The 23,274-nt window shown below is 73.5% G+C and carries 14 protein-coding genes; 9 read left to right on the top strand and 5 right to left on the bottom strand.

The window, feature by feature from the left end; all coding sequences use genetic code 11:
* Positions 1 to 215: 215 nt before the first annotated feature.
* Both Air01nite_RS40975 and Air01nite_RS05685 read left to right on the top strand, forming a co-directional pair.
* A complete protein-coding gene (locus tag Air01nite_RS40975) occupies positions 216 to 4,262 on the top strand; it encodes a WG repeat-containing protein (RefSeq protein WP_239090514.1) in 4,047 nt (1,348 codons plus the stop codon).
* 51 nt (positions 4,263 to 4,313) lie between these two features.
* Positions 4,314 to 5,333, top strand: a complete 1,020-nt coding sequence (locus Air01nite_RS05685) for an aldo/keto reductase family protein (protein WP_203700746.1) — start codon at positions 4,314 to 4,316, stop codon at positions 5,331 to 5,333.
* Positions 5,334 to 5,418: 85 nt separating this feature from the next.
* Here the strand turns inward: Air01nite_RS05685 and Air01nite_RS05680 are convergent, their stop codons facing one another.
* Positions 5,419 to 6,207 (bottom strand): site-2 protease family protein, encoded by a 789-nt coding sequence (locus Air01nite_RS05680; RefSeq protein ID WP_203700744.1) that lies wholly within the window; start codon positions 6,205 to 6,207, stop codon positions 5,419 to 5,421.
* Positions 6,204 to 6,404, bottom strand: a complete 201-nt coding sequence (locus Air01nite_RS05675) for a hypothetical protein (protein ID WP_203700742.1) — start codon at positions 6,402 to 6,404, stop codon at positions 6,204 to 6,206. The genes Air01nite_RS05680 and Air01nite_RS05675 overlap by 4 nt, the downstream gene beginning before the upstream one ends.
* A gap of 94 nt (positions 6,405 to 6,498) precedes the next feature.
* Between Air01nite_RS05675 and Air01nite_RS05670 the strand changes: the two genes are divergently transcribed.
* Positions 6,499 to 8,508 carry a bifunctional adenosylcobinamide kinase/adenosylcobinamide-phosphate guanylyltransferase gene (locus Air01nite_RS05670; protein ID WP_203700740.1) on the top strand — a complete coding sequence of 670 codons (2,010 nt, stop codon included), beginning with the start codon at positions 6,499 to 6,501 and terminating at the stop codon, positions 8,506 to 8,508.
* Positions 8,501 to 9,247, top strand: coding sequence for an adenosylcobinamide-GDP ribazoletransferase (gene cobS, locus Air01nite_RS05665; protein ID WP_203700739.1), 747 nt, complete (start codon positions 8,501 to 8,503; stop codon positions 9,245 to 9,247). Before Air01nite_RS05670 ends, cobS begins: the two co-directional genes overlap by 8 nt.
* Here cobS and gcvT read toward each other — a convergent pair.
* Complete coding sequence (gene gcvT / locus Air01nite_RS05660; protein ID WP_203700738.1) at positions 9,244 to 10,386, bottom strand: glycine cleavage system aminomethyltransferase GcvT; 1,143 nt, start codon at positions 10,384 to 10,386, stop codon at positions 9,244 to 9,246. The genes cobS and gcvT overlap by 4 nt on opposite strands.
* Positions 10,387 to 10,535: 149 nt before the next feature.
* Between gcvT and Air01nite_RS05655 the strand changes: the two genes are divergently transcribed.
* Complete coding sequence (locus tag Air01nite_RS05655; RefSeq protein WP_203700737.1) at positions 10,536 to 12,098, top strand: leucyl aminopeptidase; 1,563 nt, start codon at positions 10,536 to 10,538, stop codon at positions 12,096 to 12,098.
* 41 nt (positions 12,099 to 12,139) lie between these two features.
* Here Air01nite_RS05655 and Air01nite_RS05650 read toward each other — a convergent pair whose 3' ends face one another.
* Complete coding sequence (locus Air01nite_RS05650) at positions 12,140 to 12,463, bottom strand: hypothetical protein (RefSeq protein WP_203700736.1); 324 nt, start codon at positions 12,461 to 12,463, stop codon at positions 12,140 to 12,142.
* Between the two features lie 104 nt (positions 12,464 to 12,567).
* Between Air01nite_RS05650 and lpdA the strand changes: the two genes are divergently transcribed.
* The 4 genes from lpdA to Air01nite_RS05630 all read left to right on the top strand — a co-directional run bounded on the left by lpdA (position 12,568) and on the right by Air01nite_RS05630 (position 20,564).
* Entirely contained in the window at positions 12,568 to 13,995 is a 1,428-nt protein-coding gene (lpdA, locus tag Air01nite_RS05645; RefSeq protein ID WP_203700735.1) for a dihydrolipoyl dehydrogenase, read from the top strand.
* A gap of 44 nt (positions 13,996 to 14,039) precedes the next feature.
* Entirely contained in the window at positions 14,040 to 15,839 is a 1,800-nt protein-coding gene (gene sucB / locus Air01nite_RS05640; protein WP_203700734.1) for a 2-oxoglutarate dehydrogenase, E2 component, dihydrolipoamide succinyltransferase, read from the top strand.
* 69 nt (positions 15,840 to 15,908) lie between these two features.
* On the top strand, positions 15,909 to 17,099 hold the full coding sequence (locus Air01nite_RS05635) for an MFS transporter (protein WP_239090513.1): 1,191 nt from the start codon (positions 15,909 to 15,911) through the stop codon (positions 17,097 to 17,099).
* Between the two features lie 51 nt (positions 17,100 to 17,150).
* Entirely contained in the window at positions 17,151 to 20,564 is a 3,414-nt protein-coding gene (locus Air01nite_RS05630) for an NACHT domain-containing protein (RefSeq protein ID WP_203700733.1), read from the top strand.
* On the opposite strand, the gene Air01nite_RS05625 is transcribed toward Air01nite_RS05630, so the two are convergent.
* Entirely contained in the window at positions 20,472 to 23,219 is a 2,748-nt protein-coding gene (locus Air01nite_RS05625) for an AAA family ATPase (protein WP_239090512.1), read from the bottom strand. The two genes, Air01nite_RS05630 and Air01nite_RS05625, sit on opposite strands and share 93 nt — an antisense overlap.
* Positions 23,220 to 23,274 lie beyond the last annotated feature (55 nt).

The following is a 23,274-nucleotide window of genomic DNA, read 5'->3' as shown; positions in this document are numbered from 1 at the left end:
CATTCGCATAACGCGTGCGAGGGACAGTGGCGGTGACCAAGTCCACGCCGTTACCCTCCATCCGCGACATACGCCGTATCGGGCCGCATGACAGTATCGGATGCCGGCGGAAGCCGGGCCAGACACATTCCGACGAGGTGACCCGCCGTGATCGATCGACGCGCACCGCGCTCCAGCGGCGCGTGCGCGAAGACACGACGGATCGGCGTGCCCGGATGAGCAACGAGCACTCCGACCGCCGGCGGCGGGACGGCGGCCGCGGTCGCGGTCGCAGGGCCGAGGAGGCCCGACCCGACAGCGGCTGGGGCGACGAGGACGGCTGGCTCCGGGAGCTCGGCCGCAGCAGCGACTCCGGCGGCGGAAGCGGTTACAAAGACCCCAACGACCCGTGGGCGTGGGCCAAGGACCGGCCGCCCGCACCCGGGTGGGCGCCGACCGGCGTGCCGGCGGGGCCCGGCGGGCCCGGCTGGATCGACGGTCCGGGCGAGCAGTCCGGCGACGCGAGTCCCGGGCCCAAGCGGAACCCGACCGGCGAGCCGTCCTGGGTCAGTGAGCGCACCGACGAGTGGGCGGCCTCCAGCGGCGAGCGGTACCCGGGCGACCAGCCGCCGCGATCCCCCGGGCGGTCGGTCCGCTCGGCCGGGCGCGCCGTGGTGCGCGGCCGGGCCGACGCGGCGCCGGAGCCCGACTCCTACAACGCGGACCCGCGGCTGGCCGACCCCAGCGCCACCGACCCGCACATGCCCGACCCCCGCGCCCCGCATCCGATCTCGCCGGTCGACGGTGTCGGGCGGGCGGCGCCGGCGCGCGGCCGCGGCTACGACGACGCCCCGCCCCCGCGGCGTGCGGGGCGCGAGGCCGCGTTCCACGACGAGCGCGGGCGTGGTTACGACGACGGGCCGGTCTCGCCCGCCGGGCCCGGCCGCGGCCGTCCCGGGCCGGACTGGGACGAGCGCCGGCGGCCCCGGCCCGACTGGGACGACCGGCCGCAGTCGCCTGCCGGTTCGCCCGGCTGGGACGACCGGCGGCGGTCGCGGCCCGACTGGGACGAGCGCCCGCAGTCCCCGGCCGGTCCGCCGGCGTGGGAGGACGACCGGTCGAGGTCACGGCCCCGGCGCGGCGCGCAGCCCGGTCGCGAGGCGGCGTTCCACGACGAGCGCGGTCGCGGCTACGACGACCGTCCCGGTCCGGTGTCGCCCGCCTACCCGCGCGAGCCTGAGCCGCGTTACCGCCCGGACGAGCGGCATCGTCCGGACGAGCGGCACCGCCCCGACGAGTGGCAGCGTCCCGAGGAGCGGCACGGTCCCGACGAGCGCCGGCGTCCGGCGGGTCCGCCCCGCCAGGTGGACCGGCCCGCCGCGCTCCACGACGAGACGCGCCGCGGTCGGCCCTACGACGAGCGACCCTTCGACGACCGCGACGCGCCTCGGCGCGCGGACCGCCCGGGTGGTTGGGAAGACCGCCGCGGCACGCCCGCCGGGCCGGTGTCGCCCGCCTACCAGGACGAGCGCGGCCGGCGGGGCGAGCAACCGTTCCGGGAGCCGGAGCGCCGGCCCTACCGCGACGAGCGGCCGGCCGCGTTCCGTGCGCCCGGGCCGCCGCCGTCGCACGAGGCGCCCGAGCCGGCGCGGCGCGACGAACGGCCCGCCGCGTTCCGCGACCAGGGTCCGCCGCGGCGCGACGAGCGCGCGGTGCCGTTCCGCGAGCCGGTGCCCCCGCCGGACCGGCGTCCGGTCGACGACCTGCCGACCGCGCCGCTGTCCCCGCCCGCGCCACGGCGCGCCGAGCGCGACGAGTCGTGGCTCGTCGCACCGCCACCGCCGGCCGTGCCGGAGCTGGGCGAGTCCCGCCCGGCCGAGGACGACCTGCCCGTGGCCGGTGCCTCCGGGCCACCGCCGGTGGCCGAGGCCGCCACTGGTGTCCGCGTGCCCGCGCCGCGGACCGGCGACGACGGGCCCGCCTATCCCCGCCGGATCTCCAGCGAGGAACTGCACGTCGCTCCCGAGGTGGCCGAGCCGGCGCCGGCGCCCGTGCCGCCGCGCGAGGACGTCGGCTGGTTCGGCGGCGCCGCGAGCGAGCCTGAGCCCGAGCCCGCCGCCGAGCCGGTGGAGCCGACGCCCGAGCCGGCCGTTGCCGCCGTCGAGACGGACGCACCTGTCGAGACGGCCGAGGAGGCCGTGCCCGAGCCGGTCGAACCGGTCGTCGCCGAGCCCGTTGCCGAACCCGTTGCCGAGGCCGAGCCGGCGCGACCCGCCGAGCCGGTCCAGAAGCCCACGCCGAAGCCGCCCGCGTTCGAGGGGCTCCGGCTGGACCTGCACGAGGCCACCCGGCCCGTCTCCACCCCGCCCGCCGCACCGGCTCCCGAGGCCGCGCCGGTGGAGGCCGCGCGGCCAGAAGCCGCGCCGGCCGAGGCCCCGGCGGAGCCAGAGGTGCCGGAGCCGGCCGAGGAGGCAGCACCGGTCGAGGCGGCAGCAGAGCCGGAGCCCGCGGCGGCGGCACCGGAAGCACCAGACGCCGCGCCCGCGGATCGCGGCGGCGACACCATCGAAACGGCGACCCCGGCGGACGCGGGCACGGACGAACCGACCGCGGTGGAGGACGCCCAGAACGAGGCCGACAGCGTGCACACCACCACCACGGCGGAGAAGCCCGCCGCGCCGGTCGAGGCGGAGAGCGCCCCGGACGACAGTGCGTCCGACGAGACCGGTTCCGCCCCGTCGCGCGTATCCGAGGACGACCCGGAGCCGGCCGCGGAAGCGGAAGCCGCCCCCGCACCGGAACCCGCCGCGGAGCCGGAGACCACCCCGGAGCCGGAGCCCGAAGGCGGCGAGAAAGCCTCCGCGGACACCGTCCTGCCGGTGCCGGAAGGCACCGCGGCCGGTGCCGCCACCGCGTTGCGGGCGCCGACGATGCTGCACCCCGTCGTCACGCCCAAGGACGAGGACGCGCCGGAGCCGAAGGACCCGGAGCAGGTGCTGGCCAACTACCAGTGGCGGTTCCACCACGAGACGCTGCGCGAGCTCGTCGAGGACCCGGAAGAGTTGCGGTCGATCCGCGACCAGCTCACCACGAAGGTCGACGCGGCCAGCGACAACGCCTCGCGCGCCCGGCTGCTCAGCCTGCGCGCGGTGGTCTCGCGGATCCTCGGCGACCTCGGCAAGGCGATGGCCGACGGCAAGCTGGCGCTGGCGCACGCCGAGGCGACCGGTGAGCTGCGCCGGATCGCGATCGCGCAGGCCCGGCTCGCGCACGTGCTGCAGTGGCGCGGTGACTACGCGGAGGCGGACCGGCTCAACGCGCTGGCCAACTCCCCCGAGCTGCCCGACCGGCTGCGCGCCACGATGCACGAGCACGCGGGGCGGTCCTGCTACGACCAGGGCCGCTACATCGAGGCCTGCAACCACTTCGAGAAGGCGCTCGACCTGCGCAAGGTGGACGACCCGGAGCTGATCTCCCGAACCGAGCAGGCGCTCGACGCGGTGCTCGCCAAGGTGGAGAAGCACGGGCTGGGCCCCTACCCGCGCGACGAGGACGAGATCCTCCAGATCCACAAGCCGCCGAAACCGATGTTCAGCGAGAAGGTGCAGCGCTGGGGGTACGTGGACACGGAAGGTGACTGGGCCATCGCGCCGAGCTACGCCGAGGTGCAGCCGTTCAAGGAAGGCGTCGCCTGGGTGCGCCGGCCCGAGACCGAGCCGTGGGAGCTGATCGACGAGTCCGGCGAGGTGCTCCTCTTCGCGTCGCTGGGCTTCCTCGGCGTCGGCTCGTTCCACGACGGGCTGGCCTGGGTCTCGCACAACGGCCGGAGCAACTGGCTGGCCATCGAGAAGTCGGGCGACGTCGTCATCAACATCGGCTTCGAGGACGTACGGCCGTTCCGCGGCGGGGTCGCGGCGGTCAAGCGGGGTGCGTGGGGCGCGATCGACAAGAGCGGTCGCACCGTGTTGCCGCCGCAGTACACCGGGTTCGCGACCGCGCTGACCGACGGCCGTTACGTGGACGGCTTCTCGGACGAGGGACTGGCCGTCGTGGACTCCGGCGGGCGCAAGGGCGTGGTCGACCGCAACGGCCGGGTGATCGTGCCGCCGCGGTTCCCGGCGCTGGTCATCCACCCGGTCGCGTTCCTGGTCGGTGGCGGCCAGGGACTGTGGGGCGCGCTGGACCGCAAGGGCGAGCCGCTGATCGACGTCGTGCACGGCAGCCGGGCCGCGGTGACCGAGGAGATAGATCGGTTGTTGGCGGACACCAAGCCTGTCTTGTAGCAAGATCATCCGAAAACGGAACGGGCTTCGGGCGGGGTTAATGTGTCCCACATGGAATTCCGTCACCTAGGCCGATCGGGCCTTCAGGTCAGCGCGATCTCGTACGGGAACTGGATCACCCACGGTTCCCAGGTCGAGGAGGACGCCGCCGTCGCATGTGTCCGTGCCGCCCTCGAGGCCGGCATCACCACGTTCGACACCGCCGACGTCTACGCGGGCACCCGCGCGGAGGCCGTGCTCGGCCGCGCGCTCAAGGGCCAGCGTCGCGAGGGCCTCGAGATCTTCACCAAGGTGTACTGGCCGGCCGTCCCCACCGGCCCGGACGACACCGCCACCCCCGGGCGCAACGACCGCGGTCTGTCGCGCAAGCACATCATGGCCTCCATCGACGGCTCGCTGCGCCGGCTGCAGACCGACTACGTCGACCTCTACCAGGCGCACCGGTACGACTACGGCACGCCGCTCGAGGAGACGATGGAGGCGTTCGCCGACGTCGTCCGCGCCGGCAAGGCCCACTACATCGGCGTCTCCGAGTGGCGGGCCGAGGAGATCCGCGCGGCGCACAAGCTGGCCCGCGAGCTGCACATCCCGCTGGTGTCGAACCAGCCTCAGTACTCGATGCTGTGGCGGGTCATCGAGGCCGAGGTCGTGCCGACGTCGGAGGAGCTCGGCGTCAGCCAGATCGTCTGGTCGCCGATCGCACAGGGCGTGCTGACCGGCAAGTACCTGCCGGGCCAGCCGGCGCCGGCCGGCTCGCGCGGCAACGACGAGCCCGAGGTGATCGCCCGGTTCATGTCGGACCCGGTGCTGACCGCGGTGCAGCAGCTCAAGCCGTTGGCCGCCGACGCGGGGCTGACGATGGCCCAGCTCGCGGTCGCGTGGGTGCTGCAGAACCCCAACGTGGCGTCGGCGATCGTCGGAGCGACCAGGCCGGAGCAGGTGCACGACAACGCCAAGGCGGCGGGCGTGAAGCTCGAGGAGAGCCTCCTCAAGCAGATCGACGAGGTGCTCGGCGGGCTGGTCGAGCGCGACCCGGCCCGCACCCAGTCGCCGCGGGACATCCGCTCCTGACGACGAGGCGGCGGCGCGGCTCGCTTGGATTCTCCATGCCGACTGATAGTCCAGGCATCGGAAGCCAGCAGAGCCGCGCCGTCGGTCATTGCCAGAAGCGGATGATCTCGAAGCCCAGGGCGTAGAGCTGACGGTCGAGGCCGAGCACGTCGCCGATCGCGTAGACGACGTCGAAGAAGTAGCGGTTGACCGTCGGCTCCCAGAGCAGCACGAACAGCAGGATGAAGCCGAACGGCGCCAGCACGCTGTACATCCGCTGGGTGTTGGGCTTGAGCCACGGCTGGAGCGCGTTGCCGCCGTCGAGCCCGGGCACCGGGAGCAGGTTGAGCACGGTCGCGGTGAGCTGGAGGAACGCCAGCAGGGCGACGCCGGACCAGAACTCCCAGTGCACGTAGATGTCCGGGTCGAAGGCGAACGGGATCACCAGCAGGATCGTGAACAGCAGGTTGGTCGCCGGGCCGGCCAGGCTGATCAGCGACTTGCGCAGCCGGCCCCGGATCGCCGCGTGGTCGACCCAGACCGCGCCGCCGGGCAGGCCGATGCCGCCGAGCACCACCACGATCAGCGGCAGGATGATCGACAACAGCACGTTGCTGTACTTGAGCGGGTTGAGCGTCAGGTAGCCCCGGTGCGCCACGTCGGTGTCGCCGGCGCGGTAGGCGACGACGGCGTGCGCGTACTCGTGGAGGCACAGCGAGACCAGCCAACCCGAGATGACGAACACGAAGACCGCCAGCCGCGGGGTGACCTGGTGCCAGGCCATCACCCCGCTCAGGGCGAAAACCGCCACCAGGGCCAGGAAGATCCCGCTCGGCCGGAACGCCGCGCGGGGCAACCCCAGCACGGGCGGGTCCCAGCGCCGCCAGTCGCTCATTCGCCCGCGGGTGCCAGCGGCATGCGGTATTCGACCCGGTCGTCCTCGGCGAGGACCACGGTCGCCACGCCGGCGCCGGCGAGGTCGCGCCAGGTCTGACCGATCCAGGATTCGGCATCGGCCTGGCTACCGAACGTCTCGGCGGGGCCGGTCACCGGCTTGCCGTCCGCTCCCTCGTACCGCCAGCTCCACGGCATTGGTTCGACTCCCCTCGCGATGTAAACCTCACACAGCCTAGTCGGGTGACCACCGCTACCCCGAGGCACAGCGCCCGGCCGTAAGGTACGGGGCATGTCCGTAGACGGCTGGCGCTCCGTTCTCGTCCTCGGCGGGATCCGGTCTGGTAAGTCCGAGTTCGCCGAGTCATTGGTTGGCGAGGGCGGCCCTGTCCGTTATGTCGCCACCGGCTCACCCGCCGGCCCGCGCGGCGACACCGGCGACGATCCCGACTGGGACGCCCGGATCGCCGCGCACCGCGAGCGCCGCCCGGCGGCCTGGCCGACCGAGGAGACGGGCGCCGACCCGACCCGGCTGCTGGAGATCATCTCCGGTGCCAAGGAGGGCGAGACGCTGCTCGTCGACGACCTCGGCGGCTGGGTGACCGCGCTGATCGACCCCGAGCGGCAGCCCGCCGACGACGTGGCGACGATCACGGACCTGGCCACGGCGGTACGCGACAGCGAGGCGCGACTGATCCTGGTCAGCTCCGAGGTCGGCCTGTCGCTGGTGCCGCTGACGGCGGTCGGGCGGGCCTACACCGACGCGCTGGGCACCACCAACCGCGCGGTCGCGGACGCCGCCGACGCGGTGGCGCTGGTCGTGGCCGGGCAGGTCTCGTGGCTCAAGCAGGCTGTCGCGGCACCTGCGGCGGAGCCAGCAGCTGTGGTGGAGCCGGCATCTGTCGCGGAGCCGGCATCTGTCGCGGAGCCGGTGACCCCCGTCGTGCCGGCGACCTCGCCTGAGGTGCTGACGCCCACGCCGACGCCGGCCGCCGACGACACGGCGGCGGCGGACGGGCAGCCGGCCTGGTCGGCGCCGACCATGACGCTCCCCGCGCTGGCCAACGGCATGCTCATCCAGCAGGGCATGTCGCTGCCGATGCCCGACGAGTTCACTCCCCCGCAGGTGCAGGACCGCCTGCCCACACTCGACCTCGGCGGCGCCGGCTTCGGCAAGCTGCAGAAGGTCGTCGAGTTCGCCGCCGCGACCCAGGGCCGGCCTGACCCGCGGCCGTGGCGCTCGCCGCGCGTGGTGCTGATCCGCGGCGACCACAACGGCGGTGCGGCCGCCGGCACGCTCCCCGGCGAGTCCCGGCGGCTGGCCGACCAGGCCCGCGCCGGTGAGGGACCGCTGGCCCGCCTGGCCGCGGCCGCCGGCGCGACCCTCCAGGTCGTCGACGCGCCCGCCTGCGGTGCCATGGAGGAGCGCGAGGTGCTCAGCCTCGAAGAGGTCGAGTCGGCGCTGCGCTACGGCTGGCGTCTGGCCGAGGAGGCCTCCGACGCCGGCGTCGACGTGCTGGTGGTGGGCGCCTGCGGCAGCGGCTCCGGAGCGGCCGCCGCGGCCGTGCTGGCCGCGACCACCGGCGCCGAGCCGGCCGCGGTGCTGGGCCGGGTCGTGGTGCCCGGCGCCGAGATCGACGACGACGCCTGGATGATCCGCTGCGCGGCGGTCCGGGACGCGATGCACCGGGTGCGCCGCAGCTCCCGCAGCGCCAAGCAGGTCCTGATGGACCTCGGCGGCGGCGACATCGCGGTGGCCACCGGCCTGATCCTCGGCGCCACCGCGCGCCGCGTGCCGGTGCTGCTCGACGGCCCCGTCGGCGTCGCCGCGGCCCTGGTCACCCGCGACCTGGCCGGCCAGGCCCGGCACTGGTGCCTGCTGCCCGACCACGGCGAGCACCCGGCGGTGAAGCTCGGCGCCGACGTGCTCGGCCTGACGCCGCTGCTCGACCTGCGGATCGGGCTCGGCGAGGGCTCCACGGCGCTGGCCGCGCTGCCGCTGCTGCGCACGGCGCTCACGCTGGCCGCGGCACTGCCGGTGCACCCGGCGCTGGCGCCCGACGACGAGACCCTGGCCGCGCAGGATTCCATCGACGAGCCCGCCGACCCCGAGGCAGTGCCACCGTCGGCGTGGTCGGCGGATCCGGACCCGGCCGACCCAGCCGACCCGGTCGCCGCCGAAGCGGTGCCGGCGCAGCGGGACGCCGCCGGTGACGACGCCGGCACGACTGAGCCCGCGCCGTCCGCCCTGGAGAGCTGGTTCGAGTCGGCCGAAACGGACAAGCCCGCCCGCGGTGCCTGACGGCCTGCGGCTCGCGCTGACCACCTTCACCGTCCTGCCGGTCCGCGCCGGCCGGGTTGACCGCGCCGCGGCCGCCCGGGCGATGACGCTGGCACCGTGGGTCGGCGCGGGCCTGGGCGCCGCCGTCGGAGGCGCGGTGGCCCTGCTGCACGCCGTCGGCGCGCCCGACCTGGTCGCCGGTGCGGCGGGCGTCGCGCTGGCCGCCCTGCTGACCCGCGGCCTGCATCTGGACGGGCTCGCCGACACGGTCGACGGCCTGGGCTCCTACAAGTCCGGCCCGGCCGCACTGGAGATCATGAAGCGGCCGGACATCGGCCCGTTCGGCGTGGCCGCGCTGGTGGTCGCGGTGCTGCTGCAGGCCGCGGCGCTGGGGTCCCTGTCCGGGACGGCCGCGTTGCTCGCCGGCATCACCGCCTTCGCCACCGGTCGGCTGGCGGTGACCTGGGCCTGCCGGAGCGCCGTGCCGGCGGCCCGGCCCGAGGGCCTGGGCGCGCTGGTGGCCGGCACGGTCGGCACCGCCGAACTGGTCGGTGCCACCGTGCCGACCGTGACGCTCGCGGTGTTCGCGGTGCCGGGCCGGCCGTGGCAGGGCCCGCTCGCGCTGGCCGTCGGGCTGGCCGCGAGCCTGTTGCTCGTGCGGCACGCGGTGCGCCGGTTCGGCGGCATCACTGGCGACGTGCTCGGCGCGACCGTCGAGCTGGCGACCGGCCTGGCGCTGCTCGTACTCGTGCTCGGTTAGCGCACCGAAGGGGTCACGAACGGCGGTTTGACGACCTTCATCTCGGCCCGGCGGCCGCGGATGTCGACCTCGACGGTGTCGCCGTCCTTGAGACCGGCGGCCGTGTCCAGCAGCGCGAGCGCGATGCCGACCTTCTTCGTCGGCGAGAACGTGCCGCTGGTGATCTCGCCGATCGCCTGGTCGCCCACGTAGACCGTCATGTGCGGGCGGGGGATCGCCCGGCCGACCGCCTCCAGGCCGCGCAGCGTGCGCCGCGGACCCTCGGCCTTCTCGGCGAGCAGCGGCTCGCGGCCCCAGAACTCCGGCTTGTTCCAGCCGACCGCCCAGCCGACCCGGCCCTGCACCGGCGTGATGTCGGGGCCGAGGTCCTGGCCGTGCAGCGCGTACCCCATCTCGGTGCGCAGCGTGTCGCGGGCGCCGAGGCCGCACGGCAGGATGCCGAACGAGTCGCCGGCGGCGAGCACCGCGTCCCACACCGCGCCGGCACCGGCGGCCGGCACGACCAGTTCGTAGCCGTGCTCGCCGGTGTAGCCGGTGCGGCAGACCACGAGGTCGACACCGTCGAGGGTGGCCGGCTCGAAGCTCATGTAGTCGTGGTCGGTCGGCAGGCCCAGCGCCGCGAGCACGGACGCCGAGGACGGGCCCTGCACCGCGAAGATCGCGTGCTCGGTGTGCTCGTTCGTCACGGTGAGCCCGGCCGGCGCCGCCGCTTCGAGGCGGCGGACGACCTCGGCGGTGTTGGCCGCGTTGGGGATCAGGAAGACGTGGTCGTCGGCGTAGCGGTAGGCGATGATGTCGTCGACCACGCCGCCGGTCGCCGGCTCGCAGCACAGCGTGTACTGGGCCTGGCCCGCGGCGATCCGGTCGAGGTCGTTGGCGAGGCACGCGTTGACGAACGCGGCGGCGCCGGCACCGCGCACCCGGGCCTTGCCGAGGTGGGAGACGTCGAAGATGCCAACGCCGGTGCGGACCGCCGTGTGCTCGCGGATCACTCCGCCCCCGGGATATTCCAGCGGCATCTCCCAACCGCCGAACGGTGCGAACTTCGCACCGAGCGCGACGTGCCGGTCGTGGACGGGAGAGAGCTTCGGGCGCAGCTCGTGGCTGGGCCGCGATGATCCCGGTACGGCGTCGGTCATGGGTGGCAACTTACCGGGATCGGTCCTGATGGTTAGCATCGGCGGGACAAGACGGCTCGTGGTCGTTAATTTCGTCCGAGAGACCGTCCCCGCCCTGACCGGGCGGCCGTCATGAGCGGCCGACCCCAAGCCCAGCCCGGAGCCGCCGCGTGACCGCGCCCTTGTCTACCGCTCTTCGCCTCGTCGACACCGACCCCGCCGAGCTGACCACCGACGCCATCGTGATCGGTGTGCACAGCGTCGCGGGTGGGGACGGTCCGCCGGGGCTGGCCGGTGCCCTGCTGCTGGCCAGCGGTGCTGAGAGCATCGCCGCGGCGTTCGACGGCAAGCTGACCGAGACGCTCGCCCGACTAGGCGCCTCCGGCTCGGCCGGCGAGGTGACCAAGATCGCCACCCTGGGCACCGTGGCCGCTCCCGTCGTGGCGGTCGTCGGCCTCGGCCCGGAGCCGACCGGCGCCGCACCCGTGCCGGAGATCCTGCGCCGCGGCGCCGCCGCCGCGATCCGCTCGCTGGCCGGCAACGAGTCGGTGACCGTGGCCCTGCCGCTGCCGGACGACGAGGACGGGCCGGCCGCCCTGCGCGCGGTCGCCGAGGGCGCGCTGCTCGGCTCCTACAAGTTCGCCGGCTACAAGACCAAGCCCGCGCCCCGGCAGCCGGTCGCGGACATCGCCGTGCACGTGCCGGACGCCGCCGACAAGACCGCGCAGGACGAGGTGACCCGCGCGCTGACCGTGGCCCGCGTGGTCGCGCTCTGCCGCGACTGGGTCAACACCGCGCCCAACGACCTGCGCCCGCCGGCGTTCGCCGACGCGGTCGTCGCGGCCGCCGGTGCGGCCGGCCTCGAGGTCGAGGTGCTCGACGAGGAGCAGCTCAAGGCGGGCGGCTACGGCGGCATCCTGGCCGTCGGCCTCGGCTCGGCCGCGCCGCCGCGCCTGGTGAAGCTCACCTACAAGCCGGGCGGCGCGGGCGACCGCAAGCGGGTCGCCCTGGTCGGCAAGGGCATCACGTTCGACACCGGCGGCGTCTCCATCAAGCCGGCGCAGGGCATGTGGGAGATGAAGAGCGACATGGCCGGCGCGGCCGCGGTCGCCGCGACGTTGCTCGCGGTCGCCGAGCTCAAGCCCGACGTCGAGGTCAGCGGCTACCTGCCGATGGCGGAGAACATGCCCTCGGCCACCGCGTACCGGCCGGGCGACGTGGTCACGATGTTCAACGGCAAGAAGGTCGAGGTGCTCAACACCGACGCCGAGGGCCGGATGATCCTCGGTGACGCGATGGCCCGCGCCTGCGCCGACGGCTGCGACTTCCTGTTCGAGACCTCCACGCTGACCGGCGGCCAGGTGATCGCGCTGGGCAAGCGGGTGGCCGGCGTGATGGGCACACCGGAGATGTGCGACCGGGTACGCGACGCGGGTGACGCGGTCGGCGAGGCGGCCTGGCCGATGCCGCTGCCCGACGACGTGCGCACCGGCATGGACTCCGACGTGGCCGACATCTCACAGGTCAACGCGTCGATGGACCGGGCCGGGCACATGCTGCAGGGCGGCGTGTTCCTGCGCGAGTTCGTCGGCGACGGCGTGCCGTGGGCACACATCGACATCGCCGGGCCGAGCTACCACTCGGGCGAGCCGACCGGGCACTGGTCCAAGGGCGGCACGGGTGTGCCGGTCCGGACCCTGCTGGAGCTGGTCGACCGGATCGCGGCCGAATAAGCGATTGGCCCCATCGCGTGCGCGGTGGGGCCTTTCTCTTTCTAGTTGGCGGCGCGTTTGCGGCGCTCGTTGTAGTCGCGCATGCGCTGCGGGTATCCGACCAGACGCACGTCGTAGATCGGGATGGCCAGCCGGTGCGCGAACCGGCGGGCGCCGTCGGGCCCGTCGATCCGGCGGCGGGTCCACTCGCCGTCGTGTGCGATCAGCATCACTGTGGTCTCCGTGACCGTCGTCCTCGGCTCGATGAACGCCTCGACGCCGCGGCGCGAGCGGACAAAGTTCTCAAGATGGTCGAGGTCGGCCTTTGCCGCCGGCCTTTCCGTCTGCCGACCTGGTGTTCCCTTCCGGCGCCGGAACCAGGACACCGACCCTCCCCTACGAAACGGACATCGAAGACTGCGGCAAGCGTACGTCTTGGCGCAAGCTCGGCGGGTACCTCGTTACGCGGGCAGGCTCCACAAGTGACAAGATGGCCGAGGTAGCCCGCGCGACCTGGGAGATGACTGTGAGCCAGCCGAACGACGCAACCTTCGACGTCGTGATCCTCGGAGGTGGCAGCGGCGGCTACGCGGCCGCGCTGCGCGCCGCACAACTCGACCTGTCCGTCGCTCTGATCGAGCGGGACAAGCTCGGCGGCACCTGCCTGCACCGGGGCTGCATCCCGACCAAGGCGCTGCTGCACGCCGGCGAGATCGCCGACCAGACCCGCGAGTCCGAGTCCTTCGGCGTCAAGGCCGAGCTGCTCGGCGTCGACATGGTGGGCGTCAACACCTACAAGGACGGCGTCGTCGGCCGCCTCTACAAGGGCCTGCAGGGCCTGGTCAAGAGCGCCAAGCTGATCACGTACGTCGAGGGCCACGGCACGCTGGTCGCGCCGAACGCCGTCGAGGTCGACGGCACCCGCTACACCGGGCGCAACATCATCCTCGCGACGGGTTCCTACTCGCGCAGCCTGCCGGGCCTCGAGGTCGACGGCGAGCGGGTCATTGCCAGCGAGCACGCGCTGACCCTCGACCGGGTGCCCACCTCCGCGATCGTGCTCGGCGGTGGCGTGATCGGCGTCGAGTTCGCGAGCGCCTGGAAGTCGTTCGGCGCCGACGTGACCGTCCTGGAGGCGCTGCCCCGACTGGTCGCCGCCGAGGACGAGGACCTGTCGAAGGCGCTGGAGCGGGCCTACCGCAAGCGCGGCATCAACTTCAAGGTCGGCAAGCCGTTCGAGAAGGTCGAGCGCACCGAGAACGGCGTACGCGCGACCATCGCCGGCGGCGAGACCGTCGAGGCCGAGATCATGCTCGTCGCCGTCGGTCGCGGGCCGACCACCGCCAACCTTGGCTACGAGGAGCAGGGCATCAAGCTCGACCGTGGCTTCGTCGTCACCGACGAGCGGCTGCGCACCGGCGTGGGCAACGTCTACGCGGTCGGCGACATCGTGCCCGGCCTGCAGCTCGCCCACCGCGGCTTCCAGCAGGGCATCTTCGTCGCCGAGGAGATCGCGGGCCTCAACCCCCCGGTCATCGACGAGGCGGGCATCCCGCGGGTCACCTACTCCGACCCGGAGCTCGCGTCGGTCGGCCTCACGGAGGCCAAGGCCAAGGAGAAGCACGGCGCCGAAAAGGTGACCGCCTACAACTACAACCTCGGTGGCAACGGCCGGAGCTCGATCCTCAAGACGCAGGGCTTCATCAAGGTCGTCCGGGTCGACGACGGGCCGGTCGTCGGGATTCACATGGTCGGCGCACGGGTCGGCGAGTTGATCGCCGAGGCGCAGCTGATCTACAACTGGGAGGCGTACCCGGCCGAGGTCGCCCAGCTCATCCATCCGCACCCGACGCAGTCGGAGGCGCTCGGCGAGGCTCACCTGGCCCTGGCCGGCAAGCCGTTGCACGCGCACGCCTGATCGACCCGTCCCGGTCGCATTTGATCTAAGGAGTCCTGAGAGAGATGCCGGTATCGGTCACCATGCCTCGCCTCGGCGAGAGCGTCACCGAGGGCACGGTCACCCGCTGGTTGAAGCAGGAGGGTGACACCGTCGAGGTCGACGAGCCGTTGCTGGAGGTCTCCACCGACAAGGTCGACACGGAGATCCCGTCGCCGGCCGCCGGTGTGCTCAGCCGGATCGTGGTCCGCGAGGACGAGACCGCGGAGGTCGGCAGCGAGCTCGCGGTGATCGACGGTGCGGGTTCGGGCGGTGCGGCGGCTCCCGCTGCCGAGGCCCCGGCCGCTGAGGCCCCGGCCGCGGCCGCGCCGGCCGCCGAGGAGCCCGCGCCCGCCGAGGAGGCCGCGCCGGTCGAGGAGCCCGAGCCGGCTCCGGTCGCGCAGGCCGCGGACTCCGGTTCCGGTGGCGAGTCCACTGTGGTCGCCATGCCGGCGCTCGGCGAGAGCGTCACCGAGGGCACCGTGACCCGGTGGCTCAAGGAGGTCGGCGACAGCGTCGACGTCGACGAGCCGCTGCTCGAGGTCTCCACCGACAAGGTCGACACCGAGATCCCGTCGCCCGTCGCCGGCACGCTGCTCGAGATCAAGGTGCCGCAGGACGAGACGGCCGACGTCGGTGCGGCGCTCGCCGTGATCGGCGCCGCCGGTGGCGCGGCCCCGGCTGCTTCCGCGCCCGCCCCTGCGCCCGCTCCCGCGGAGACCAAGCCCGCACCGGCCCCCGAGCCGGTGGCGCCGGCCGCGGCCGAGCCGGCCGCAGCTGAGCCGGCCGCGCAGCAGCCGGTGAAGGCCCCGGCCCAGCGCCCCGCACCGGCCCGCGAACCGGCTCCGGCGGCGGCCGCGCCGGCGCCGAGCGGCGACGAGAGCAACGGCTACGTGACCCCGCTGGTCCGCAAGCTCGCCAGCGACCAGGGCGTCAACCTGTCGACGGTGACCGGCACCGGCGTCGGTGGCCGCATCCGCAAGCAGGACGTGCTCGACGCGGCCGCCAAGGCGAAGGCCGAGGCCGAGGCCCGCGCCGCCGCACCGGCCGCACCCGCCAAGCCCGCCGCGGCTCCGAAGGCCCCGGCGGCACCCAGCCCGCTGCGCGGCCGGGTCGAGAAGCTCAGCCGGATCCGCCGGACGATCGCCAACCGGATGGTCGAGTCGCTGCAGGTCTCGGCGCAGCTCACCACGGTGGTCGAGGTCGACGTGACCCGCATCGCGCAACTGCGCCAGCGGGCCAAGAACGACTTCGTGCAGCAGCACGGCGTGAAGCTGTCGTTCCTGCCGTTCTTCGCCCTCGCCTCGGTGGAGGCCCTGCGCACCCACCCGTCGGTCAACTCGAAGATCGACATGGAGGCGGGCGAGGTCACCTACTACGACGCCGAGCACCTGGCGATCGCGGTGGACACGGAGAAGGGCCTGGTGGTCCCGGTCATCAAGGACGCCGGCGACCTCAACCTGGCCGGCCTGGCCCGCCGCATCGCCGACGTGGCCGAGCGCACCCGGGCCAACAAGATCAGCCCGGACGAACTCTCCGGCGGCACGTTCACCATCACCAACACGGGCAGCCGGGGCGCGCTGATCGACACCCCGATCATCAACCAGCCCCAGGTCGCCATCCTGGGCACGGGCGCGGTGGTCAAGCGCGCGGTCGTCATCGACGACCCGACCCTGGGCGAGGTCATCGTGCCGCGCTCGATGGTCTACCTGTCGCTGTCGTACGACCACCGCATCGTCGACGGCGCCGACGCGGCCCGCTTCCTGACCGCGATCAAGGAGCGCCTGGAGGCCGGCAACTTCGAGGCGGAGCTCGGCCTCGCCTGATTTCTGCACGGAAAGGCCCGGCTTCGGCCGGGCCTTTCGCTTTCCCGGGCGGCACGCGAGCATGTGCGAGTGCAGTCGCCGCAGCCGCCGCTGATGGACCGGCGGCTGACCTTCCTGTTCGCGGTAACCGCCGGCGTCGCGGTCGGGAACCTCTACTGGGCGCAGCCCCTCCTCGACCTCATCGCCGACGACCTGCACGCGTCCGCGGCCGGCGCGGGTTGGTTGGTCACCACGACGCAGATCGGGTACGCGGTCGGCGTCCTGCTGATCGTGCCCCTCGGCGACGTCCGCGACCGCCGGCGCCTGCTGCCCGGCCTGCTGCTCTGCTGCGCGGCGGCCCTGCTCTGGTGCGCACTGGCCCCGACCGTCCCAATGTTGCTCGCCGCGACCACCGCACTCGGTCTGACCACGGTGGCGGGCCCGATCCTGATGCCGTTGGCCAGCGACCTGGCCGACGACGCCACCCGCGGCCGGGTCGTCGGCACGGTGGCCGCTGGCCTGCTCACCGGCATCCTGGCCACCCGCACGATCAGCGGCCTGCTGGCCGACGCGGCGGGCTGGCGTGCGGTCTTCGCGTTCGCTGCGCTTCTGACGTCGGTCCTGGCCGTGGTCCTGCACCGCGCGCTGCCGCCGTTGCCGGCGAAGACCGCCATCCCGTACCCCCGGCTGATCGGCTCCATTCCGGCCGTGGCGCTCGGCGACCGCACGGTCCGCTGGACCCTCGCCCTGACCGCCCTCGGCTTCGCGGTCTTCACGATGTTCTGGACGGCGCTCACGTTCCTGCTGAGCGCGCCACCCTTCGGCTACCCGGTCTCGGTCATCGGCCTCTTCGGCCTGGCCGGCCTGGCCGGCGCCGTCGCCGCCCGCCGCGCAGGCCGCCTCCACGACACGGGCCACTCGATCCCCGCCACGGGCGCGGCGTGGCTGCTCATCCTGATCGCGTACGTGGTGGCCGCGTTCGCCGCGCACTCGGTGGTCCTCGTGCTGGTCGCGATCGTCACGCTGGACGTGGCCTTCCAGACGACCGCGATCCTCAACCAGACCCGCATCCTCGCCACCTCCCCCACGGCCCGCAGCCGCCTCAACACGGCCTTCGTGGTGGCCACCTTCACGGGCGGCGCCGCCGGCTCCGCCGCCGCCACAACCCTGTGGTCCACGGGCGGCTGGCCGGCGATCACGACGGCCGGCGTGGTGACGAGCTGCGCGGCACTGACCATCTGGGCGGTCGGCCGCCCGGTCCCGGCGCCCCGCCAGGGTTAGCTATCCGACCGGGGGCTTATCCACCCGCGCCGCCTGGTCCATAGTCGACGGATGGCGGCGAAGCTGGGCTACGCGGACGCGGCCCGCCTCCTCGGCGGCGGCGAAAGCACCCTGATCAAAACCCTCGACAAGCTGACCGGCGGCCTGATGCTGGGCGCGTCCATCGCCCTGCCCGGGGTGCTGAGCTGGTTCGACGCCAAGGCCGAGTTCATCCGCCTGTCCCACGACCTGGTCCGGAAGGCCTCGGAGAAGCGCAGCGGCCTGTCCCGCTACGACCGCACCCAACGCTTCGAGGCCGCACACACGGTCATCGTGATCGTCTCCTTCTTCGAAGCCCTGGCGGAGGCCGACCTCCCGTTCCGGTTCGCCGACCTCGAACTGACCCCGCCCGAGCAGGTCACCATCGCCAGCGGCACCGCCACGACCGAGCCCATCCACGACCTGCTGAGGTCCGAGCCGCCGATCCCACTGGCCCACTGCGGCCACGACATCAACCTGGCGGCGTTGGACGGGTTCTATCGCGACATGTCCCAGAACCTCATGCGGTTCGTCGATCGACTGGCCGTCTGGGAGCGGTTGTCCGAGGGCGACCGGGCAGATTTCGCCGATCGGCTCGATGTGCTGCCGGACTCGGCCTGCCGCCGCTACTCCGAGCTGCTGGGCCGGCTGGGTGTGGAGTTCCCCGAGGTCGGCTTCTGGATCGACCTGGGCGAGCACGCGGCAACCCGCACCGAGCTGCGGGCCCTGCGAGCGGGCCTGTCCCGGCTCGAGGAGGCGTTGGCACAGGGTTCCGTCGGAAACGCACCCGACGCCCGCCGCGCGAGCCTGGCCCGCGCCTACCGGGCGGAGTTGGACCTTCCCGTGGTGAGCGGGGGCGAGGTGCCCGCCGGGCTGCGGGTGCCCACCCTCGGCGCCGCCTACCTCGCCCAACGCTTCCGGGTCGGTGCCGCGGAGCCGTCGGACAAGCCGAACGACGAGTACTGGTGGGAGCAGCACGAGGTCCGCGACGACCTCGACGAGTTCCTGGTCGGCCACCTGACGTCCAGCGTCGCCCTCACCGCCCCGCTGCTCGTGCTCGGCCAACCCGGCTCAGGGAAGTCGGTGCTCACCAAAGTGCTCGCGGCCCGGCTGCCACCGGCCGACTTCATGCCGGTGCGCGTGTCGCTGCGCGACGTGCCCGCCGCGGCCGACCTGCACGAGCAACTGGAGCTGGCGATCCGCAAGGCGACGGGCGAGCGCCTGGAATGGCCGACCCTGGTCGCCTCGGCCCGCGACGCCCTGCCGGTCGTGCTGCTCGACGGCTTCGACGAGCTCCTACAGGCGGTCGGCGTGAGCCACACCGACTACCTGCGGAGGGTGGCCGACTTCCAGCGTCGCGAGGCGGTGCAGGGCCGACCGGTCGCGGTGCTGGTCACCAGCCGCACCGCGGTCGCCGACCGGGCGCACGTGCCGTCCGGGACCATCGTGCTCCGCCTCGAGCCGTTCGACGAGCCCCGGATCGATGCGTGGTTGCGGGTCTGGAACGACACGAACGCGGAGTCCTTCCGGGCCGCGGGGGTCGCGCCGCTGTCGCCCACAGCGGTGCTGGCCCAGCGCGCCCTCGCCGAACAGCCGCTGCTCCTGCTGATGCTCGCCATCTACGACGCCGACGGCAACGCGCTGCAGAAGCTCGGCGCCGACATCGGTGAGTACGAGCTCTACGAACGCCTGCTCACCACCTTCGCGCGCCGCGAGATCGAGAAACACCAGCAGGGTCTGTCGGACGCGGCCATGGCCCGCGCCGTCGAGGAGGAACTGCGGACGCTGTCGGTCGTGGCCTTCGCGATGCACAACCGCGGCAACCTCTGGATCACCGAGGACGAGCTCCAGGCGGACCTTCCGGCGTTGTTCGGTATCCCCCGGACTCCACCGCCCGGCACAGACCTCCGGGTGCCACTGCGCGCCGCGGAGCTGATGATCGGCCGCTTCTTCTTCGTGCACCGCGCCCGTGCGGATACCGGCGTCGACGATCGCCGGGAGACCTACGAGTTCCTCCACGCGACGTTCGGCGAGTTCCTGATCGCCCGCTTCACCTGTCAGGTCCTCGACGACATGGCAGCCCGGGAACGGGTCACGACGATGTCGCTCGCCGCGACTCCGGTCGACGACGACCTTCTGCACTCCCTGCTCTCCTTCACACCGCTGACCTTCTCGACCGCCATCCCTGGCTTCGTCGAGGAGCGGATGGCCACGTTGGACAGACACGCGCTGGCCGACCTCACGACCCGCCTCTACCGCGCGGCCGCGGAGTCCCCCGCCGCGCGGCGTTACGGCGACTATCGGCCCCGTCGCCTGCCCGACGCGGCCCGCTACGCCGCCTACAGCGCCAACCTCCTGCTGTTGACCCTGTGCGCCGCCGGCCACGTGTCGTACGCCGACCTGAACTCGACCGGGGAACACGCCGTCTCGGCCTGGTGCCGCCAGGCATTGTTGTGGCGGTCGCAGCTGGACGTCGACGCGTGGGGAACCCTGGTCAACGCGATCCGGGTGCAACGCCTCTGGGACCGTCGCGTCCGCGTGGTCCACCTCAGCTTCTTCGGCGACGAGCCGCGGGACGCCGAGCCCGTCGATCCTTATTGGACATACGACCTCCCGCCCGGCCACGCCGACCGCGGCACCACCGGCTTAACCAACTACGATGAATCGCCGGAGTTCTTCCTGCGGCGGGCGCAGTTCGAGTGCGAGATGGTCGACGACGTCGTCGGCCACACGCTCGAACCATTGGCCCGCACGCTCGACACGAGCGTGCACACCTTCGCCGCCTGGTTGCCCGACGCCGCACCGTCCGCCGCACACGCGCTTCTGGATGCCTGGCTGTCGCCGCTGCGCGAAGAGACCGCCGACGAGCGACGGAAGAGCTACGCGCGGGCCGCCGGCATCGCGACCCACGACTGGCCACCGTGGAGCCGCGAGCAGCGGCTCGGCTTCGCCAGCCTCGTCCTTGACCGGCTGGCGACCGACGATCACGTGCAGCCACGGGTGGTGGCCGAGGTCCTGCACCGCCTGGTCGGCGAGGGTGACCTCGATCTCGCGAAGGAAAGACCGAACCATCTGCTCAGATGCGTGCTGGCGTTCTTCGGAAGAGACCGGGAATGCGATCCTCTCCTCTGGGCGATCATCGATGCCACCTGGGAGAGGATCGTCGACGCGGATGCCGCCGACCACCTGGCGATCGAGGTGCTTCTGCGCGTTCACGAGCTGGGGCTCGTGCCGGAAGGCGGCATGATCGGCGGCGCGGTCTGGATGGTGCGGGGAGGATGGCCGGGTGCCCTGGAGCTGCGCCCCGACCTCGAGCGACGGTTGGCGGCGTTGGACGCGACTGAGGCCGCGACCCTAACGCCCGACCACCTCAGCGACCTGGGTGCGGGACGTGACACCGAGCTTGTGCAGGATGTTGCTCACATGGACCGCGGCCGTCTTGGGTGAGATGTAGAGGCGGCGCGCCAGCTCCGCGTTGGTCAGGCCGTCGGCGATCAGGAACGCGACCTCGCGTTCGCGCGGGGTCAAGGCCGCGGCGCCCGTCACCGCGCGGTCGCCGGTGCGCGGCACCAGGCCCAGTTGGTCGCGGACCCGGTCGAGGGCCGCCAGGCGCCAGCCGCCCCAACGGGATAGCAGCTCGGTGGCCCGGGCCGCCTCGACCTCCGCTTCGTCGGCGCGGTCCAACGCGAGCGCGCACCGGGCCGCGCCCACCGCGGCCGTGCCGCGCACCGACGGCGGCAGGATCTGCGACCCGCAGACCGCCTGATAACCCGTCATCGCCTCCGCGGCTCGGCCGGCCACCTCGGCCAGTTGCGCGTCGACCAACGTGCGGTAGTCGTCCCAGACGTTCTCGTCGACCAGCGCGCTCACCAGTTGCCGCAACCGCGGCTCCGGTAGGCCCGCCTCGATCGCTGCCGAGAGCAGGTCGTGGGCCTGGGAGCCGCTGCGCCAGCTCTGGTCGGCCACCGCGGCCAAGACCTCGTCGAGCAGCGTCGTGACGTCGCCGTTGCCCGGGCGGCGGCAGGCCAGGTGGAACGCCAGGCCCGGCACCGTCAGCGGCTCCACGTTGGGCACCTCGCGGAGCTGGTCGATGATCTCGGCGACGCGGTCCCAGGCGCCGGACTCCAGATAGAGGCCCGCCAGGAAGACGGCGTGGTAATCCGCCCATCGCCCGCGGCGCAGATAGCTGCGGTCGCGTTCGCGGCCCTGCTCCAGGGCCGCGATGCCCACCGACAGGGCGCCCTCGCGGACCGCGATCCGGGCCTGGCCCTGGAAGTAGGCCGCGACGGCGAGGGACTCGAAGCCCGCTCGCTCCGCGTCGACCCGCATCCGTTCCAGCAGCTCGGCGTGCTCGGCCGGTGAGTTGGGCGGCACGCCCTGGACCAGCTCGTTGAGGGCCCGCGCCGCGAGGACCCACTCGCCCGCCTTTTCCGCTTCGTCGATCAGGCCCGCCAGGATCGCCTGGCCCTCGGCGGCCGTCGACGGCCACTCGGTCATCGCCAGGCCCTTCTCGACCAGCGCGGCCAGCCGGATCCGCGGCAGGTCGAGGTCGGAGGCGATGGCCAGTGCGCGGTCGGCCCAGGCGATCGCCGAGGCGATCTCGTCGCGGAGCATCGACGACTGGGCCACCGCCGTCATCGCCAGCGCCTGGTCGGCGCTCGGTGGCAGCTCGGCGATCAGCAGCTCGACCTCGTGGGTCAGCTCGTCCATCTCGGCCAGCTCGTCGGCCTCCCAGGCGAGCCGGATCATCAGGTAGAGCGCCTCGTTGCGGTCGGGGGCCGAGACCGCGCGGTCGCGCCAGCGGCGGGCGTAGCCGATCGCGTCGGTCAGCAGGCCCGCCAGCCAGGCGGAACGTGCGGCACCGGCCAGCAGGGACGGGTCTTCGCCGTCCTCGGCCAGGCCCATCTCCGCCAGCTCCAGCGCCTGGTAGGCCGACCCGATCGACAGGTAGAGGGCGACACCGCGCCGGGCCGCGGCCAGCATGTCGTCATAACGGCCCGCCGCCTGCGCGTGGTGCGCCACCATCGCCGGATCGTGCGGCAGCCGGCCGTCGGTGTCGGCCAGCAGGGCCTCGAGCGCCGCCTCGTGCAGGCGGCGCCGCTGGCGGCCGATCAGGTGCCCGGCGATCGCCTCGCGCAGCAGCGCGTGCCGGAAGCTGAACTCGTCTTCGCCGGTCTCGACCAGCACGTCGCGGGCGACCAGCGCGCCCAGCGCGCGGATCAGCTCGTCTTCGCCCGCGCCCGTGACCGCGGCCAGCAGGTCGAAGTGGACCCGGTGGCCGAGCACCGACGCCGCCTCGACGATGCGGCGCTGCTCGGGCTCGAGGTCGTCGACCTGGCGGCGGAGCACCTCGGCCAGGCTCCACGGCAGCGGCTGCTCGTGGACCGCCTCGAGGTCGTCGCGCTCGTGGCCGCGGAGCAGCTCCTCGAGGAAGAACGGGTTGCCGCCCGTGCGCTGGTGCAGGGCGGCGATCGCGCGCGGCGGCGCGGGGCGGCCCGTGATCGCGGCCAGCAGGGTCGCGGTGTCGGACACGTCGAACGGGTGCAGGTCGAGCCGGGTCAGCGAGTGGCGGCGGCCCAGCCGGGAGAGCAGCGCGGTGACCGGGTCGCGGCCCGTCACCTCGGCCGGCCGGTAGGAGCCGATCAGCACCTGCGCGCCCTCGATGTCGGCGATGCGCTCGAACAGCGCCGCGCTCTCGGAGTCGGCCCAGTGCAGGTCTTCGAAGACGATCACGGCGGGCCGGCCGGCGATCAGCTCGCTCACCAGGCGCACGCCGCTGTGCAGGCGCTCGACCGGGCTGCGCGCCGAGTCGCCCAGCTCGGCCAGCAGCGCGGGGTCGACGCCCTCGCGCCCGTCGAGGGCGTCCATCAGCACCTCGTAGGGCCGGGACAGCGAGCCCGGCTCCGCCTGGCCGACGAGCACCACCGTGTCGGCGTCGAGGGTGGACAGCAGCTCGCGGACGAGCCGCGTCTTGCCCACCCCGGGCTCGCCGGCGATCATGCCCACGCCGGACCGGCGGGCCGCGACCAGCTTGCGTAGCTGGCGCAGCTCGCGATCGCGCCCGATCATCACCGGGCTGGCGCCTCCCCGCGTCGTCCGCACGCCAAGGAGGTTACCCGCGACCACCGACAACTCCGGTCCCCGCGAAACACGCGAC

The sequence above is a fragment of the Asanoa iriomotensis genome, from assembly GCF_016862515.1.
Lineage (GTDB): Bacteria > Actinomycetota > Actinomycetes > Mycobacteriales > Micromonosporaceae > Asanoa > Asanoa iriomotensis.
Note: the sequence above shows the minus strand (reverse complement) of the source record. Positions and strands in the feature narration are given on the sequence as shown.